Raw genomic sequence first — 16024 nt, 5'->3', positions numbered from 1 at the left:
AGTTTTTTTTACGTCTTTTCTTTTTTTGCATATGCAATCAAAGTCAAGATTAATAATACGACAATCACAATATAAAATAATGTGATGATGATTTGAACATACTGCATAAAAACCCAATGAGCAGGAAACGATACGAATGTTACAGAAATAACATTCATTATTCTTAATATGTTTAAACGCTTGGATTCATTTTCAAAATGATGTGATAAAGCAATATTTGAAATATTCGTCAATAACTGAAACTGTATATAAATGGAAATAATATTCATGAATAACTGCAATACATCAAGACTCTTTACAGAAACATTCATGATCATTAAAATCCATATAATCCCATTGTAAACTCCTAATATTATAATCAAAGGTCTTAATAATTTTGCACTTTCTTCATATTCTCCAATCCCATCAATTGCTTTATAAAAAAGATAATAACCAATCCAATCAGGAAGAAAGTGAATGGTCTGAATACGAATATCAAAAAAAATGAAAATAAAACCAAATATAATCTGATATAATGTACCAACATACAACTTAGATGTCATACCATTCACCATCTTCCATGTTTATTTTTATCATTTCTGTTGTTCCATTGATATCTATTTGTAAAGCATAAGTTTCTGGTAAATGAATGCGATCTGACTCATGATAATAAGATATATGTTGAAAACGATATTCTTTATCCAATGTATGATTCTCTACTTTTGCAAAAAAGAATGTTTCTTCATTTGATGAAGACTGATAATATAGCCCATAATCAGAAAAATTATCATGTTTTTCAAAATGAATATCTTCGTCTTGATCATTTAGATTTTTTAAATTCATAGATATATATTCTATTTCATCTTGATGATGTAAAGATTGCTGATTTTGATATATGACTTCTAAATACTGGTAACCACTATTGAATTTTGCTTGTGGTCTTAATTCAAAAGCATGGAGAGATGGTGTATTCATAATATCATTGCCAAAAACCTGATAACCGTTTCTGACAATCACAGTCACTTTACCACTTTGACAAGGCAATGATATAATTTTATAGATCGGAATATCATAAATTTCACTATTCATAAATGTTCTAAGATGTGTAGCATCCCCTGTTAATACTTGACCATTTTGTCTGACTTTCCAGCCACGCTCTTTTTTGATTTGTATTGGAATGATGTTATAATGTGCTATCACTCGATTATTTTTTTCATCAATGTTTTCATTTTTATTATAGAAACATAATTTTGCATGATATTCATCATCATTGATTTTTTCTAAATGTATGACATCATATAAATAATAAGTGAGATTAGATACAACAGGATCAGGTCTTTGACTGAGTACAGATCGAAAATCATGATAATCCTGTTGTGGTAAAACTGATAATAAAAACTGTTCATCATTGGAAACAATACCTTTTGCATATGTATCAATAGCACCAGCTATTGTTGGATATTCCATCATTCTTGCAGAAGCTAAAGAAAGCTGATAAGAAAAACTTTCATGCTCATAAGGATTACCTATTAAAGTATAAGAATGGAAATATCCAATTGATAAAGGAGCCAATAAAAGACATATGCATAAAGAAACAACTGTCATACCTTGTGGATATTTTTTAAATCTGACAATAGCTTCAATACGTTTTTTTATATTCTTTGCCCCATTGGAAAGAGAAGTTGTTCCAAAAGCATAAGGATATTTTTCATTGGTCATATTCAACAAGATTCTTCCATAATCTCTCCTTTGCTCCCCTTCCAGCTTTTCCAATACTCTTTGATCACATAGACTTTCCATATCATTATGAATTTGGTCAAAGACATATTGTAGAAAAGGATTACACCAGTGAATACATCTCAAACAAGACCATATGACACATTGTAAAGAATCTTTATATTGAAGATGTAGTAACTCATGCAAAATAATTTTTTCATTTAATGTATCTTGTTTTGGTAAGACAAAAACTGGTTTGAATAGACCAAACACAAAAGCTGAAGGTATACCTTCTAAAACAAGGGCTTGACAAGATGGAAAATGATATTTTGTTTCGATTTGTTGAATTTTTTGAAAAAGTTCATCACTTGGTTTTTGACCATAAATAAAGATAATTTTTTTCAATTGGATATATTGATGCATATATCGTATCAGATGATATAAAACACCTAAAACATAGAAAACAAATAGAAAATCTGTTACGCTATGAGGAATACCAGTCACCAATGGAAAAGATGTGATATTTTTAATAGGAAGATAAATATCTATGTAAGATGAATGAAGTGATTGTTCAATGATTGTTTTCACCGCTTCAAGCAAGACATGTAACGAAGGAAAAAGAGCAAAAGGAAAGAATCCTACGGGTATTACCAAAGAGAGAAAAAGAACATTCCAGACTCCATATTGCCATCTTGGTGATAATTTATCTTGAAATATTTTCTTCAATAACAGTAATATCAAAGCAACAATAGAGATTTCTATTGTCTGCATTAAAAATTCCCAAATATTAGTCATACTTAAACCTCCATTTCATCAAGAATTTGATTGAGTTTAGCTTTTTCTTCTGGTGTTATTTTTGAATCCTTTAAAAATGCACTCATTAAATCAGTCACAGATCCTTGATAAACCTTATTTAATAAACGATTTCTTTCCCATTGCAGATACTCATTTCTTGATAAAACATAACAATAACGATGTGGTTCATGCGTTCTATCAATTTTAACAAGATTCTTCTTTTCCATTCTTGTTAAATAGGTATGAACTGTGTTGCGACTCCAATGTTTTTTTATCTTGAGTGCTTCTACAACTTCTCCTAGTAGAAATGTCTGACCACCCCATAAAACTTCCATAATTAATAGTTCTGCATCTGATAAACTTTTCATTTTCATCACCTCCTACAATTGTAGTCCTTCTACTATTATACTACAACTGTAGTTATAGCCTGTCAATAAAATAAAAACATAGAGAAAAATCTTTTCCTCTATGTCCTATAAACAATATGTACTTATCTTGCAAGTCCTTCTTCAATAGCTTTTTTGGCTACTGCTTTAGCCACAACATCACTGACACGTGGGTCTAATGCATTAGGAATGACATATGTTGGCGATAATTCAGTTTCATCAACAAGAGAAGCCAAACCATAAGCTGCTGCCAATTTCATTCCTTCACTGATTTTTCTGGCCTTAACATCCAGTGCACCTCTAAATAATCCCGGAAATGCCAAAACATTATTAATCTGATTTGGATAATCAGAACGTCCAGTTCCCATCACCGCAACTCCTGCATCAACAGCCTCTTGATAAGGAATTTCTGGTTCTGGATTGGCCATTGCAAAAACAATTGGATTATCTTTCATACTTTTCACCATTTCTGATGTTAAAACTCCCGGTGCAGATACACCAATAAAAACATCAGCTTCTTTCATAGCTTCAGCCATTGTCATACGTTTAGCTTGTGAATTAGTAATTTCTGTTAATTCTTGTGTTAGAAAATCATATTGATCATAATCCTCTTTTGTAACAATTCCATTGATATTAAAACCATAGATTTCTTTAACACCCAGTGCATGAATCATTTTAATAATAGAACTTCCTGCTGCTCCTGTTCCACTCACAACAACAGTGATATCTTCTATTTTTTTATGAACAACCTTCAATGCATTTAATAAACCTGCCGTTACAACAATGGCTGTTCCATGTTGATCATCGTGGAATACAGGAATATCCAATTCTTTAATCAGTGTTCTTTCAATTTCAACACATCTAGGAGCACTAATATCTTCTAAATTAATACCCCCAAAAGATGGTGCAATCGCTTTAACAATACGAATAATTTCTTGAGGATCTTTAGTATCTAAGCAAATAGGTACAGCATCAATATGACCAAATTTCTTAAATAAAATAGATTTTCCTTCCATGACAGGCATAGCTGCTTCTGGTCCAATATCCCCTAGTCCAAGTACAGCTGTCCCATCACTTACGACTGCGACACTATTTTGTTTCCAAGTGTATTTATAAACATCTTCTTTATTTTTTGCGATTTCTCGACATGGCTGGGCAACACCAGGTGTATAAGCCAATGATAAATCATAACTTTCATTTAATGGAACTTTCAGTTGTACTTCCAATTTTCCTTTTACTTTTTCATGCATTTCTAATGCTTCTTGATATATATCTTTCATCTTTTTCCCTCTTTTCTTTTTTATTATGCCATAATTAAAAACAAATGAAAAGCAGATGTTTTCCATCTGCCTCATATTTATAATGTTGTGATCATGATTGTCATTTTTCCATCATAAGTGACCTCTTTTTGATCACTACAGATAATAAAATGATCACCCATTTTCACATCCATACCTTCCAATGTTCCTTCACCTTCTAGAACACTAACCAATTGGAATGGTTTATCATTTATAACAGTATTTTCCCCATCCATTCTATAGCAATCCACTGTAAAGAATTCACTTTCTACATATCTTGTCTTTGAACCATGATCCAAATGACTGTTTGTAAAAAGCTTATTTGTTTCTAAATCAGCAGGAACATTTGTGACATCGATAGATTGTTGAACATGTAATTGTCTTTCATTACCATCTTTATCTTTACGGTGATAATCATAAACACGATAAGTAATATCTGATGATTGTTGTGCTTCATAGATTAATGAACCACTACATATAGCATGTAAAGTTCCAGAAGGAATATAGAAGAAATCTCCTTTATTAATTTCAAAAGAATTCAATAATTGATCATAATCATCATTTTCAATAGCCTTTATAAATTCTTCCTTTGTTTTGGCATGATGTCCCATAACCATTTTCGTTCCTTCATCAGCCTGTAATACATACCAGCATTCTGTCTTACCTAATGAATTTTCATGTTGAGCAGCATATTCATCATTAGGATGAACTTGAACAGATAAATCATCTTTCGCATCAATAATTTTGACTAAAAGTGGAAATTGCTGCCCATCGACATTTCCAAAAAGTTCACGGTGATTTTGCCATAACCATGACACTGTTTTTCCCTGATATTCTCCATCAGCAATCATACAATCCCCATTAGGATGACCAGAAATAGCCCAGCATTCTCCTGTTTGATCACTGGGAATATCATAGTTATAAACATCTCTTAGCTTATGACCTCCCCAAATCATTTCTTTAAATACTGGTTGAATCTTTAAAATATGTCCCATAATCATCTTCCTTTCCAATATATTTTAAGAATTCCTCAATTTGATTTTCATGAAAAAGCATAATACCATGTTCCTGACACATCTTTGCAAAAACACCTTGTCCAGCAATCAACTGATGTTGAAAAGTACCATCATAAATACCATCACATCCACAACTTGGACTTCTATATTTTAATAAAGCCACATGAATATCATTTTGTATAAAAATATCTAAAGCTTTTTTTGCCCCAGACACATATTCTTGTGTGACATCCTGATGATATCTTGTTTCCACAACAAGAGGATTCATAGACTGAATTTCAGCTGGATCACGAGGGATAGGAAGTCCACCCAGAACTTCTGGACAGACAGGTACAACTTGATGTTTTTCATTCATCTTGATAATGACTTCCACTGGATGACTTTTGCCATTATATGTACAACAAACATCTAATAGACATTGACTGACACCTATTTTCATCTTTGAATAATCTCCATAATTTGAGCTGGATTGTCAACAATATCATTGGCCCCAGCTTCTGTTAATTCCTGTCGACCACGAAATCCCCATGTCACTCCAACAGAATCTATTTCGGCATTATATCCTGTATCGATATCAACTTGACTATCTCCAATAAATAAACAGTCTTTTTTATCTAGTTTCATAGCCATTAAAGCCAGATAGGTAGATTGTGGATCAGGTTTGACTGGATAAAGATCTTGTTGTCCATAAATAGCCACAAAAGTATCAGGAAACAACGTTTCAACAATCTTAATCGCTAATGCATGTGGTTTATTTGTAACTACAGACATTTTGATTCCTTTTGCTTTAAGATCATCAATCAGCTCTTTAATCCCTTGATAAGGAAGTGTATGATCTAAACAATGTTGACGATAAATCTTTTGAAAATCATTTAAACATTCATCTAATAAATCTATATGTTCCTGTCCTAATGCTCTTTCCATTAATTTTTTCACTCCATTACCAACAAATAAACGATATTGTGAAATATCATAGGTTGGTAAACCATGAAGTTTTAAGACTTCATTTGTTGATATAGCTAAATCTTCTATAGAATTGACTAAAGTTCCATCTAAATCAAATAAACATCCTTTTTTCATAGAAACCTCCTTTGATATTATAACAGTATTGAAAAAATAATGAAAGATGTTATAATAACTTTATATTAAATGGGGTGAATTTATGCAAAATAATCAATCAAGAAAATATACAGATATTTTTACATTTATTGGATATACTATTGGTTTTTTATGTATTATCTGGTATTTTGTAGCTGGTGGTAATCCTTTTCTTCCAATCATTGGTGTTATCATTGTTTTTATTGGACGTTTTATTGGATATGGTATTGATCGTATGATAGATTTAAAACAGGAAAAATAAAGTGATAGATTCTTTTTAATCCTATCACTTTTATTTATGACTCACTTTTCTTTTGATAACAATAACAACAATAACCACACCACTTATCAAAGCAATAATGATTCCATAATAAGCGACTCTTTCAAACATTGTAAAAGATAAATCATCAGATAAAACCATATCGTATGAATAAAGACATTGTTCTTGATTATAAACCATAAGAGTGCCAATCTGTTCTCCTTTTTCCATTGGGGCTACAAGATAAGCATTTGTATCTATTTGAAACTGTAAATCATCACTCGTCAAATCTTGGGGCACAATAATAGAAATCGTTTGCGGTGCTTTATATTTATAACGGAATTGAAAAGACTGTAAAACCCAATAATCCGCAATATCTTCATCTTTTTTATAGAGAATAACTTCATGATAATGGTTGTGTAAATATTGACATACTTTAATGGCATCACGAACATGATTTTGAGTGTATTGTCCTTTAGCGTAGGCTGTCACTAAAATAAACTGATGTCCTTCTAATGTCATTGTACTCGCTAATGTGAGTTGTGCTTCATCTGTAAAACCACTTTTAGCTCCATCAATCTGTGAAATATCTAAGTTAAAGGCGTTCTTTCCTCTTTGCAAAGAAGAAGACCAAGTATGATTTTTCATGGAACTCGTATATGTTCGAGCATTAAAAATTTCTTCAAAAAGTGGATTTTGTAAAGCATGATGTAAAATCATAGCCATATCATATGGTGTTGTATAATGTTGATTATCGTGTAAACCTGTCACATTTGTAAAATGAGAATGTTGAAGCTGTAATTGTTCAACCAGTTGATTCATGGCTGATACAAGTCCGTCTGTTGAACCATAAGTTAAACGTGATAAAGCATTACAGGCATCAGCTCCAGATGGTAATAAAGCTCCATACAATAAATCTTCGTATGTAACCAGTTCTCCTGCATAAAAACCAGCTACAGAAGCTCCTGCTTCATACAAACCTTTTAAATCTTCGTCAGTGACTCGTACCTTTTCATGAATATCTTCAATTTTATCCAATGCCAAGCTGACTGTTAAAATTTTTGTCATACTGGCAGGATAGATTTTTTCTCGACTGCCTTGATCCAAATAAACCATACTCGTCTGTTGATCATATAAATAAGCATATTGTGAATGCAGTGTGACTTGGAATGAATCACTGGCAGATACAGGAATAATCTGTAGACAAAGAATAAATGTTATCAAGATGGCTATGACTTTTTTCATTGGGTTGCTCCTTTCTTTAGAAAAGATAACTTGGTTTCTGAAATAATAACTGCAATAAAGATTAAAATAAATCCTAACAAGACTTTTAATGTTAAAACTTCACCATAAAATGCGATTGAAAATGCTACACCAAACACAGATTCTAAGGAAAGAATTAATGAAGCACGACATTCACTCGTATATTTTTGACCCGTTGTCTGACAGAACATTGTAAGTGCTGTTGCAAAAATAACAAGATAAAGAATTTGTAAATAGATTGATGATTGAATTTGAGTCATGATGGATAAATCTTCTGTTACCAACGCTAATATCAAAGCCACTAAAGCGCCACCAATAAATTGAAGGGAAGTAAAAGCTCCACCATCAATGCCTTGAGAATATTTCTTAATCAAAAGAATATGCCCAGCATATAAAAAACCTCCACATAATGTTAAAAAATCTCCCACATTCATTGTTAAATTTCCATCTAGGGACACACATCCAATTCCTAATATACAGATCAATGCAGCGATAAAATGATAAATATCTGGTCTTTTACGATAAAATAACCACACCAGAAATGGCACAATAGCACAATAAACAGCTGTTAAAAAGGCGTTTTTCCCCGGTGTTGTATAATTCAATCCCCATGTCTGTACATAATAAGCACCAAACAGACAACTTCCGGTGATAAGTCCTCCTTTAATCTGCTGGAAATTTAATATTTTTATTTTTTTGAAAAAAAGAAGTGATAATAAAAGAGCAGCTAAAGAAAATCTCAAAAAAAGCAAAACAGCGGGTGTTAAAAAATCAACTGCACTTTTCATAACAATAAATGAACTTCCCCAAATTAAAGCAGCAATAAACAATAATATGCTTCCTTCTATATCTTTTTTCATTTCAATCCCCTTTCAAAAAGAAATGGTACGAATCGTACCATTCTTTATTAATCATTAATCACATCATGGCAGCGATGACACAATTCGCCTTCCATTTCAGATTCATCATAATAGTTCCAACATCTAGGACATTGAACACCATTGAATTTTTCACTATGGATATAAGCTGTTTCATATTCTTCAAGATTTGTAGAATCATCCACAAGCTCAACTTTTGCCACAATAAACAATTGTTTTAAGACATCTTTTAAAGTTGACATATTTTGGTATGCATCTTTTAAACAAAGAGTCACTTTTGCTTCCATATTTGATTTAATAACTTTTGCATTTCTTAATTCTTCTAATGATTTTAAAACATCTTTTCTTAATAATAAGAAGTGTTGATAGAAGTCTTTAATTTCAGCTTCATGATCAATTGTTAATAATTCTGGTTTGGCTTCTAAGAAAATAGATTCAGCTTTATTTTCATCACAATGGAAATGATCATGTAATTCTTCACATGTAAAGACAAGAATTGGTGATAATAATTTCATCATTGTTTTGGCATAATGATATAACACTGTTTGAACTTGTCTTCTTCTTAAGCTATCAGCTTTTTCAATATAAAGGATATCTTTTGTAAAGTCCATATAGAAAGCACTCAATGTATTTGTAAAGCAATTTAAAATCAATTGATTGGCTTCAGAAAAATCATAACGATCCATTGCATCAGTATATGCTCTCATTAAATCATTAAGTTCTACAAGCATATATTGATCAACACCTTCAAGTTTTGAAACTTCAACAAGATCCTTTGCTTTAAAATCAGCTAAATTTCCTAAAACAAAACGCATTGTATTTCTAATCTTACGATAGTTTTCAGCAATTTGTTTCATAATTTCATCAGAAATACGGACATCTGACTGATAAGCAACTGAAGTTGCCCATAACCTTAAGATATCTGCACCATATTGATTGACAAGTTTAATTGGATCAACAGTATTTCCTAATGATTTAGACATTTTATTTCCTTTACCATCTAAAACAAAGCCATGTGATAAAACTGTCTTATAAGGTGCTTGACCATAAACAGCTGTTCCAATGATCAATGATGAGTTGAACCATCCACGATACTGATCACTACCTTCAAAGTATAAATCAACTGGATAACGATATCCTCTTTCTTTCATACATCCTGTATGAGAAGATCCTGAATCAAACCACACATCCATGATATCTTTTTCTTTTTTAAAGATACCATTTGGTGAATGTTCATTTGTATATCCTTCTGGTAACAAGAATTTTTCATCTTTTTCAAACCAGATATTAGAACCATATTGTCTAAATAAGTCAGAAATATGTTTGAAAACTTCTTCTTCCATGATTGGTGTTCCATCTTCACAATAAATAATAGGAATAGGAACTCCCCAGCTTCTTTGACGAGAAATACACCAGTCACCACGATCTTTAATCATGTTGTAGATTCTAATATGACCCCATTCATTGAGCCATTCCACATGATCAATTTCATCTAATAATTTTTCTCTAATCTTATCAATTGAACAGAACCATTGGTCAGTTGCTCTAAAGATAATTGGTTTTTTTGTACGCCAGTCATGAGGGTAACTATGTGTAATGAATTCAAGCTTTAATAACACTCCTAATTCATCAAGTTTTAAAGTGACTGTTTTATTCGCATCATCAACATATTGACCAGCTAACCATTCACCACAGTCTTCCATCATGCAACCGTGTTCATCTACGTTACAATAAATATCTAAACCATATTTTTGACCAACAATAAAGTCATCCATACCAAATCCAGGAGCAGTATGAACACATCCTGTACCTGCTTCAGCCGTAACATGATCTCCTAAGATAACTAATGATTCACAATCATATAATGGATGTTGACAAGTAATCATTTCTAATTCTTGTCCCTTAAATGTTTTTAAAATCTGTTTTTCTTTTAATTCAAATTTTTCCCATAAAGAATCAACCAATTCTTCTAAGACAATCAATTTTCCTTTTTCACTTTGAACAAGTGCATACGTATAATCGGCATTTAAACAAATCGCAAGGTTTGCTGGAATTGTCCAAGGTGTTGTTGTCCAAATGACAAAGCTTGTATCTGTATCTAAAATACCTTTGCCATCTTTAACCTGGAATTTCACAAAAATAGTTGGACTTTTGACATCATGATATTCCACTTCTGCTTCAGCTAAAGCAGATTCACTTGATGGTGACCAATAGACTGGTTTTAATCCTTTATAGATTAAACCATCCATCGCCATCTTTGCGAAAACATCAATTTGATTGGCTTCAAATTCTGGTAATAATGTTAAATAGGGATGATCATAATCAGCAAATGTTCCGACACGAATACATTGTTCTTTTTGAATGTCAACTTGTTTTAAAGCATATTCATAACATTTTTTTCTAAATTCAGCTGTACTTAATTCTTTACGATTGACACCTAATTTTTGAATAGCATTTTCAATTGGTAAACCATGAGTATCCCATCCAGGAATATAGGGTGTATACAATCCTAACATGTTTTTATAACGACAAATCACGTCTTTAATAATTTTATTTAACATATGTCCTGTATGCATATTTCCATTGGCATATGGAGGACCATCATGGAAAACAAAGTCATCGTGTCCTTCATTTTGTTTGATGACTTTTTCATACATTTTGTTTTCTTGCCATCTTTGAACATAACCTGGTTCCTTTTTAGGAAGATTTCCACGCATTTCAAAGTCTGTTTTAGGCATCAATAATGTGTCTTTATAATTCATTTTATTCCTTCCTTTCTCAAATAAAAAAACGTCCTGTTAAAGGACGTGATGACGCGGTACCACCTTTATTCATATCATAAAGATATGCTCTCTATATCTTAACGCGATGAACGTCTTATCCTACTTGATTTCAGATAAGCTACTCTCAGGCCGATTCATTATAAGTTCCCCTTATTTGCTTTTCACCAACCGCAAACTCTCTGTAAGCTTTCCTTATAAACTGTCCTTGTCATTGTATTTGTTTTCTTGTTCTTCTTTAATTAAACTGAAAATTTCTGATTTGTCAATAGTTTCTAACATTTCTTTGCTCATTTTTACAACATTTGCTCTAAAATCAATAGCTTCCTGTTTAAACGTATCCATATCCTTAGACAAACCACGCACATATTCCATTGATTCTTTTAAAATCATATTGGCATTTCGTTTGGCTTTTTCAATCAATTCACTAGCCTCTTTTAAAGCTAGTCTGGCAATTTCTTCATTCGTCTTTTCATGAACTGATATCTTTTTCGTAAGTAAAGTGTTTTGTTCTTTTAAATCAGTCATTTCTTCTTCCATAGACTGAATAACTTCTTTTTGTTTTTCAATTTCCTGTTTTAATTCTTGAATACGGTCATTCACCTCAACAATATTATAACCACGAAATTGCTTATCAAATTGTTCCAATCTTTCCACCTCACTTATAAAAGTATCCACTTACAACATGATTTCCCTGTCTAGTTTGTTTATTTTCATCGACAATCTTAACACGACCATGATGTTTAAAAGATACCATATCATTATTATGACACAAATAACTCACTTCTTCAACAATTTTATAATTGACTTTGACATGCCCACTACGAATAGCCTCACTGGCTAATTGACGAGAAACCTTAAACATGGCAGACACCACTTTATCTAAACGCATACTTGATAAAATAAAAGAACGTGATATATAATCATGAACAATTTCAATATCTTCATGACATTCCTGTAAACGCACTTTTGCTTTTTTTATCTGTTTTAATGTTTGAGCAATATAGGGATAAGTTTGTTTTGTACAAGCAAAAAAGCAACGTTGACCATCATCAATATCCCCAATACATTCACGTTTAATACCTAAATTCATCAATGCCCCTAATATATCTTTGTGATGTATTTTTCCAAACTGTTGATGATAAAGAATTTCTACCAGCTGTATTTCAAAATCATCTTTATCAATCATATAGTAATCAGGACAGATAATCATACGCTGATTTTCAGCATTGAGAAAACCACCAAAGCTTTCAATTTTTAATTCTTTACCAATAACACTTTTAACAATTTCTCTTTCATGTGGATTATAGAAAGGTGTTAAAATCATACGTTGATGCTGTAAAGCCTGAAATTGATAATCTAAAATTTTCTTAACAAAAACTTCGTCACCTTTAAAATGTTCTAACATCAATCAAAAAGAAAGTATTAGTAAGCAAAGCTTACTAATACTTGTTTATTCTTCTTTTTCAGACTCATCCATTGTAATATTGCCAGATACGCCAATATTTTTAGGAGTACATAAGAAAATTTTAGGTCCAATTTGTTGAATATCACCTTCAATTGCAAAAATAACACCACTTAAGAAATCAATCACACGTTTTGACTGTTCTTTTTGTAAACGATGTAAATTCACAACTGCTGCTCTTTTTTGTTTTAAATACGTCGCAATTTCCTGTGTTTCTTTATATGCACGTGGTTCAAACAAAATCAAATGACTATCTTTATTTGCACTTAATGCTTTCATTGCATCAGTTGTTTTTGTAGATTTTGCTTTTTCAAACAAACTTGTTTTTCCATTGTCTTCTTCCTGATCTATTTCTTGATTTTCATAAACATCATCATCGTCTTCTTCAAAAAACCATTTCTTTACTTTTTCACCGTATCCCATGAGGTAACCTCCTTACATCTATACATCATTATATCATATAATATGTATGAAAAAAAGAGGAAAATACGGGAAATATTACATCACTTAAAGGATTTAAGGACATTCTACATGAACAAGAATGACATCTTCTCCTATCGTTATAACATGCTCGATAGGAATAACAATGGCCGGTGGTCCTTTAAAAAAACAAATAAACTTAAAAGCCGAAAAACGTTCAACAATCAAAGCCTGTATACATTGACAAAGTGGGTCTATTTCTAAATCAACAACATATCCTATTTTACATCCCGTTGAAGCATCAATAACATCCTTACTTTGCAAAGTTAAAAAACGCATTTTATCACCCCTATAATATATGCCATTATCTGGTCATATATTTCTTTAAATGAGACAAAGCCTGTTTTTCTATGCGTGAAACCTGTGCCTGTGAAATCATTAAGTCCTTAGCAATTTCACTTTGTGTAAAGCCTTCAAAATAACGTTCTTTGATAATGCGTAATTCTTTTTGATCGAGATGATGCATAGCTTTTTGTAAGTCAATCGATCTTTGCATATCATCCATAGCGTTATGATGGTCAGGAATTTGACTTTCTAAATCAATCGGTCCATTTCCATCATTTTGAACTTCCTGCGATAAAGAAGATACATTATGTGTCGATGACAGAGCTTCAACAAGCGTATATTCGTCTATTTTCAATAAACGTGACAGTTCTTGAAAAGAAGCTTCACGATGATGTTTTTTCAAATAATCTTCACTCATCACTAAAGCCTTATAAGCAATATCTCGTAAAGAACGAGGAATACGCATGGGTGAACTTTCTCGTAAATAGCGTTTCATTTCTCCTAATATCAACGGAACCGCATAGGTCGAAAATCGAACTTCTAAAGACGTGTCAAAATGATCAATTGCTTTGATTAATCCAATGACACCGACTTGAAATAAATCATCTAAATTACTCACACGCTGTTGATATTTTTGAACAAGAGATAAAACCAGTTTTAAATTAGAAAGAACAAGTTTTTCTTTTATCTGTGGGTCTTGATTTTGTTGATATAATTTCAACAATTCCATTGTTTGATGATATGATAACTGTTCAAATCGTTCAACTTCATTTCCATTCAAATCAACTTTATATCTTGACATGGATTCAACTCCTCATAACAGAGTTTCTCCATTTTTATTTGACATTATTCATCATCTTTCAATTTATTTCTCAATTTTTTTATAATTTTTTTCTCTAGTCTTGAAATATATGATTGAGAAATCCCCAATATTTCAGCCACATCTTTTTGGGTTAATTCTTCATGCCCTACCAAGCCATAACGCATCATTAAAATTTGTTGTTCTCTAGGATTTAAATAATGTAAAGCGTGATAAAATTTTTCCTTTTGATCATTGTGTTCAATCTCATCTTGAACAATATCTTTATCCGTACCAATAATATCGGATAATAAGAGTTCATTTCCATCATAATCAACATTTAATGGTTCATCTAAAGAGATTTCCTGTCTTAATTTATTATTTTTTCTTAAAAACATGAGAATTTCATTTTCAATACAACGTGAAGCATATGTTGCCAGTTTTATATTTTTATCCATGTTAAAAGTATTCACTGCTTTCACCAACCCAATCGTTCCAATACTAATTAAATCCTCAATATTTCCATTTTGCATAGAATCATACTTTTTAGCGACATAAACAACGAGCCTTAAGTTATGTTCAATCAATAAATCTTTAGCATCTTCATCCCCATTCTGTAGTTTTAATAAGGCCTCCTTTTCTTCGTTTCCCTTTAAAGGTGCTTTTAATACATCATGTCTACCAATATAAAACAGTGATTTCTTTTTGGTTAACCATTCCTTTAACAACAGTAAAATCATAATAACCCTCCCATTAATTGTTGATTTAAAATACAGTCATACTGCGATGATGATATAATCCCAGCATAAACATTGTGCAGTTTTTGATTATGAATCGTAATATCCGACAATAAAATTAAATCAATCCGTTCTTGTTGACTGGCTGTTTCAATCCATATTTGATCAATCACTGAATAATTGCCGACTATCTCACGATTCAAAAAAATAACTGGACTGCCTCGATAGGTGACTTGATTCCCATTATCAATAAAGCCTTCATAGATTTTTCCTTGTAAACAGACTTTGACACTTTGTTGATGGATGCGTTGACGAGATAAATACACATAAAAATAACTGATAATGATCACTATCAAGGCAATGACAAATAAATATGAAAGTTGACATTCTTCAATAAGAAGCACACCTTGAAATATAATGGATGATGGTAAAAGCCATTGAACAAATGAAAGAATAGAAAAATAAATAAATAAGTAAACTGGATAATAAATATAAATCAACCGTCTAAAATAAAAAAACGTTAATATAAAATCATAAACCAGTAAAAAACCTGTAAACAAATCTACAAATAAAAAAACAATAGAGATATTATATGTGAAAACATATAAGCAAAGTTTTTTGATTGTTATTTGAATATTTAGCAAAAAAGATAATATTTCAAAACATAATAATATAAGAATTGCATTCATGAAATATGTGACTTCTATATAAACATTCATCTTGATCACCCTCTTTCATTATAGAGAAATCAAAATAAAAATGATGTCAAAAAAAAGATTGAAAGAGTATA

General features: G+C 31.4%; 18 protein-coding genes and 1 other annotated feature. Of the genes, 1 reads left to right on the top strand and 17 read right to left on the bottom strand.

Going from position 1 to position 16024, the window contains the following annotated elements; all coding sequences use genetic code 11:
* Positions 1-8 precede the first annotated feature (8 nt).
* The 7 genes from KEC48_RS02415 to KEC48_RS02385 form a co-directional block, all read right to left on the bottom strand.
* On the bottom strand, positions 9-542 hold the full coding sequence (locus tag KEC48_RS02415; RefSeq protein WP_211964149.1) for a hypothetical protein: 534 nt from the start codon (positions 540-542) through the stop codon (positions 9-11).
* Positions 532-2490, bottom strand: coding sequence for a M56 family metallopeptidase (locus KEC48_RS02410; protein ID WP_211964147.1), 1959 nt, complete (start codon positions 2488-2490; stop codon positions 532-534). The genes KEC48_RS02415 and KEC48_RS02410 overlap by 11 nt, the downstream gene beginning before the upstream one ends.
* Positions 2491-2492: 2 nt before the next feature.
* A complete protein-coding gene (locus KEC48_RS02405; protein WP_211964145.1) occupies positions 2493-2858 on the bottom strand; it encodes a BlaI/MecI/CopY family transcriptional regulator in 366 nt (121 codons plus the stop codon).
* Positions 2859-2980: 122 nt separating this feature from the next.
* Positions 2981-4156, bottom strand: a complete 1176-nt coding sequence (locus KEC48_RS02400; protein ID WP_211964143.1) for a malic enzyme-like NAD(P)-binding protein — start codon at positions 4154-4156, stop codon at positions 2981-2983.
* A gap of 77 nt (positions 4157-4233) precedes the next feature.
* Positions 4234-5169: a type I phosphomannose isomerase catalytic subunit gene (locus tag KEC48_RS02395; RefSeq protein ID WP_211964141.1), complete on the bottom strand. Its 936-nt coding sequence runs from the start codon at positions 5167-5169 to the stop codon at positions 4234-4236.
* On the bottom strand, positions 5135-5629 hold the full coding sequence (locus KEC48_RS02390) for a DUF523 domain-containing protein (protein ID WP_211964139.1): 495 nt from the start codon (positions 5627-5629) through the stop codon (positions 5135-5137). Before KEC48_RS02390 ends, KEC48_RS02395 begins: the two co-directional genes overlap by 35 nt.
* Positions 5626-6270: an HAD-IA family hydrolase gene (locus KEC48_RS02385; protein WP_211964137.1), complete on the bottom strand. Its 645-nt coding sequence runs from the start codon at positions 6268-6270 to the stop codon at positions 5626-5628. The genes KEC48_RS02390 and KEC48_RS02385 overlap by 4 nt, the downstream gene beginning before the upstream one ends.
* 82 nt (positions 6271-6352) lie before the next feature.
* Here KEC48_RS02385 and KEC48_RS02380 point away from each other — a divergent pair, with 82 nt between their 5' ends.
* Positions 6353-6550, top strand: coding sequence for a hypothetical protein (locus KEC48_RS02380; RefSeq protein WP_205088862.1), 198 nt, complete (start codon positions 6353-6355; stop codon positions 6548-6550).
* A gap of 30 nt (positions 6551-6580) precedes the next feature.
* Here the strand turns inward: KEC48_RS02380 and KEC48_RS02375 are convergent, their stop codons facing one another.
* The 10 genes from KEC48_RS02375 to KEC48_RS02330 all read right to left on the bottom strand — a co-directional run bounded on the left by KEC48_RS02375 (position 6581) and on the right by KEC48_RS02330 (position 15953).
* Positions 6581-7792: a serine hydrolase gene (locus tag KEC48_RS02375; protein WP_211964135.1), complete on the bottom strand. Its 1212-nt coding sequence runs from the start codon at positions 7790-7792 to the stop codon at positions 6581-6583.
* Positions 7789-8670, bottom strand: coding sequence for a DMT family transporter (locus KEC48_RS02370; RefSeq protein WP_211964132.1), 882 nt, complete (start codon positions 8668-8670; stop codon positions 7789-7791). Before KEC48_RS02370 ends, KEC48_RS02375 begins: the two co-directional genes overlap by 4 nt.
* 47 nt (positions 8671-8717) lie before the next feature.
* A complete protein-coding gene (gene ileS, locus KEC48_RS02365; RefSeq protein WP_211964130.1) occupies positions 8718-11450 on the bottom strand; it encodes an isoleucine--tRNA ligase in 2733 nt (910 codons plus the stop codon).
* 36 nt (positions 11451-11486) lie between these two features.
* Positions 11487-11692 (bottom strand) — a binding site (T-box leader).
* The gene (locus tag KEC48_RS02360) at positions 11664-12116 is read right to left on the bottom strand and encodes a DivIVA domain-containing protein (protein ID WP_205088865.1); all 453 of its coding nucleotides are present in this window, start codon (positions 12114-12116) and stop codon (positions 11664-11666) included. It overlaps the preceding feature by 29 nt.
* Before the next feature lie 10 nt (positions 12117-12126).
* A complete protein-coding gene (locus KEC48_RS02355) occupies positions 12127-12876 on the bottom strand; it encodes a YlmH/Sll1252 family protein (protein WP_211964127.1) in 750 nt (249 codons plus the stop codon).
* 45 nt (positions 12877-12921) lie between these two features.
* A complete protein-coding gene (gene sepF / locus KEC48_RS02350; protein WP_087357572.1) occupies positions 12922-13356 on the bottom strand; it encodes a cell division protein SepF in 435 nt (144 codons plus the stop codon).
* Between the two features lie 93 nt (positions 13357-13449).
* Complete coding sequence (locus KEC48_RS02345; RefSeq protein WP_211964124.1) at positions 13450-13692, bottom strand: YlmC/YmxH family sporulation protein; 243 nt, start codon at positions 13690-13692, stop codon at positions 13450-13452.
* A gap of 25 nt (positions 13693-13717) precedes the next feature.
* A complete protein-coding gene (locus KEC48_RS02340; RefSeq protein WP_211964121.1) occupies positions 13718-14500 on the bottom strand; it encodes a sigma-70 family RNA polymerase sigma factor in 783 nt (260 codons plus the stop codon).
* Positions 14501-14544: 44 nt separating this feature from the next.
* Entirely contained in the window at positions 14545-15237 is a 693-nt protein-coding gene (gene sigK, locus KEC48_RS02335) for an RNA polymerase sporulation sigma factor SigK (protein ID WP_211964120.1), read from the bottom strand.
* Positions 15234-15953, bottom strand: coding sequence for a hypothetical protein (locus tag KEC48_RS02330; RefSeq protein WP_211964114.1), 720 nt, complete (start codon positions 15951-15953; stop codon positions 15234-15236). Before KEC48_RS02330 ends, sigK begins: the two co-directional genes overlap by 4 nt.
* Between the last annotated feature and the right edge of the window lie 71 nt (positions 15954-16024).

Source organism: Clostridium sp. C1 (assembly GCF_018223625.1).
GTDB lineage: Bacteria > Bacillota_I > Bacilli_A > Erysipelotrichales > Coprobacillaceae > Allocoprobacillus.
Note: the sequence above shows the minus strand (reverse complement) of the source record. Positions and strands in the feature narration are given on the sequence as shown.

What these genes read in the sequence shown, in the direction of transcription:
- KEC48_RS02410 (WP_211964147.1), bottom strand. Translation starts at nt 2,490, where the DNA reads ATGACTAATATTTGGGAATTTTTAATGCAGACAATAGAAATCTCTATT.
- KEC48_RS02400 (WP_211964143.1), bottom strand. Translation starts at nt 4,156, where the DNA reads ATGAAAGATATATATCAAGAAGCATTAGAAATGCATGAAAAAGTAAAA.
- KEC48_RS02390 (WP_211964139.1), bottom strand. Translation starts at nt 5,629, where the DNA reads ATGAAAATAGGTGTCAGTCAATGTCTATTAGATGTTTGTTGTACATAT.
- sigK (WP_211964120.1), bottom strand. Translation starts at nt 15,237, where the DNA reads ATGATTTTACTGTTGTTAAAGGAATGGTTAACCAAAAAGAAATCACTG.
- KEC48_RS02415 (WP_211964149.1), bottom strand. Translation starts at nt 542, where the DNA reads ATGACATCTAAGTTGTATGTTGGTACATTATATCAGATTATATTTGGT.
- KEC48_RS02380 (WP_205088862.1), top strand. Translation starts at nt 6,353, where the DNA reads ATGCAAAATAATCAATCAAGAAAATATACAGATATTTTTACATTTATT.
- KEC48_RS02375 (WP_211964135.1), bottom strand. Translation starts at nt 7,792, where the DNA reads ATGAAAAAAGTCATAGCCATCTTGATAACATTTATTCTTTGTCTACAG.
- KEC48_RS02405 (WP_211964145.1), bottom strand. Translation starts at nt 2,858, where the DNA reads ATGAAAAGTTTATCAGATGCAGAACTATTAATTATGGAAGTTTTATGG.
- KEC48_RS02345 (WP_211964124.1), bottom strand. Translation starts at nt 13,692, where the DNA reads ATGCGTTTTTTAACTTTGCAAAGTAAGGATGTTATTGATGCTTCAACG.
- ileS (WP_211964130.1), bottom strand. Translation starts at nt 11,450, where the DNA reads ATGAATTATAAAGACACATTATTGATGCCTAAAACAGACTTTGAAATG.
- KEC48_RS02370 (WP_211964132.1), bottom strand. Translation starts at nt 8,670, where the DNA reads ATGAAAAAAGATATAGAAGGAAGCATATTATTGTTTATTGCTGCTTTA.
- sepF (WP_087357572.1), bottom strand. Translation starts at nt 13,356, where the DNA reads ATGGGATACGGTGAAAAAGTAAAGAAATGGTTTTTTGAAGAAGACGAT.
- KEC48_RS02340 (WP_211964121.1), bottom strand. Translation starts at nt 14,500, where the DNA reads ATGTCAAGATATAAAGTTGATTTGAATGGAAATGAAGTTGAACGATTT.
- KEC48_RS02395 (WP_211964141.1), bottom strand. Translation starts at nt 5,169, where the DNA reads ATGGGACATATTTTAAAGATTCAACCAGTATTTAAAGAAATGATTTGG.
- KEC48_RS02385 (WP_211964137.1), bottom strand. Translation starts at nt 6,270, where the DNA reads ATGAAAAAAGGATGTTTATTTGATTTAGATGGAACTTTAGTCAATTCT.
- KEC48_RS02330 (WP_211964114.1), bottom strand. Translation starts at nt 15,953, where the DNA reads ATGAATGTTTATATAGAAGTCACATATTTCATGAATGCAATTCTTATA.
- KEC48_RS02355 (WP_211964127.1), bottom strand. Translation starts at nt 12,876, where the DNA reads ATGTTAGAACATTTTAAAGGTGACGAAGTTTTTGTTAAGAAAATTTTA.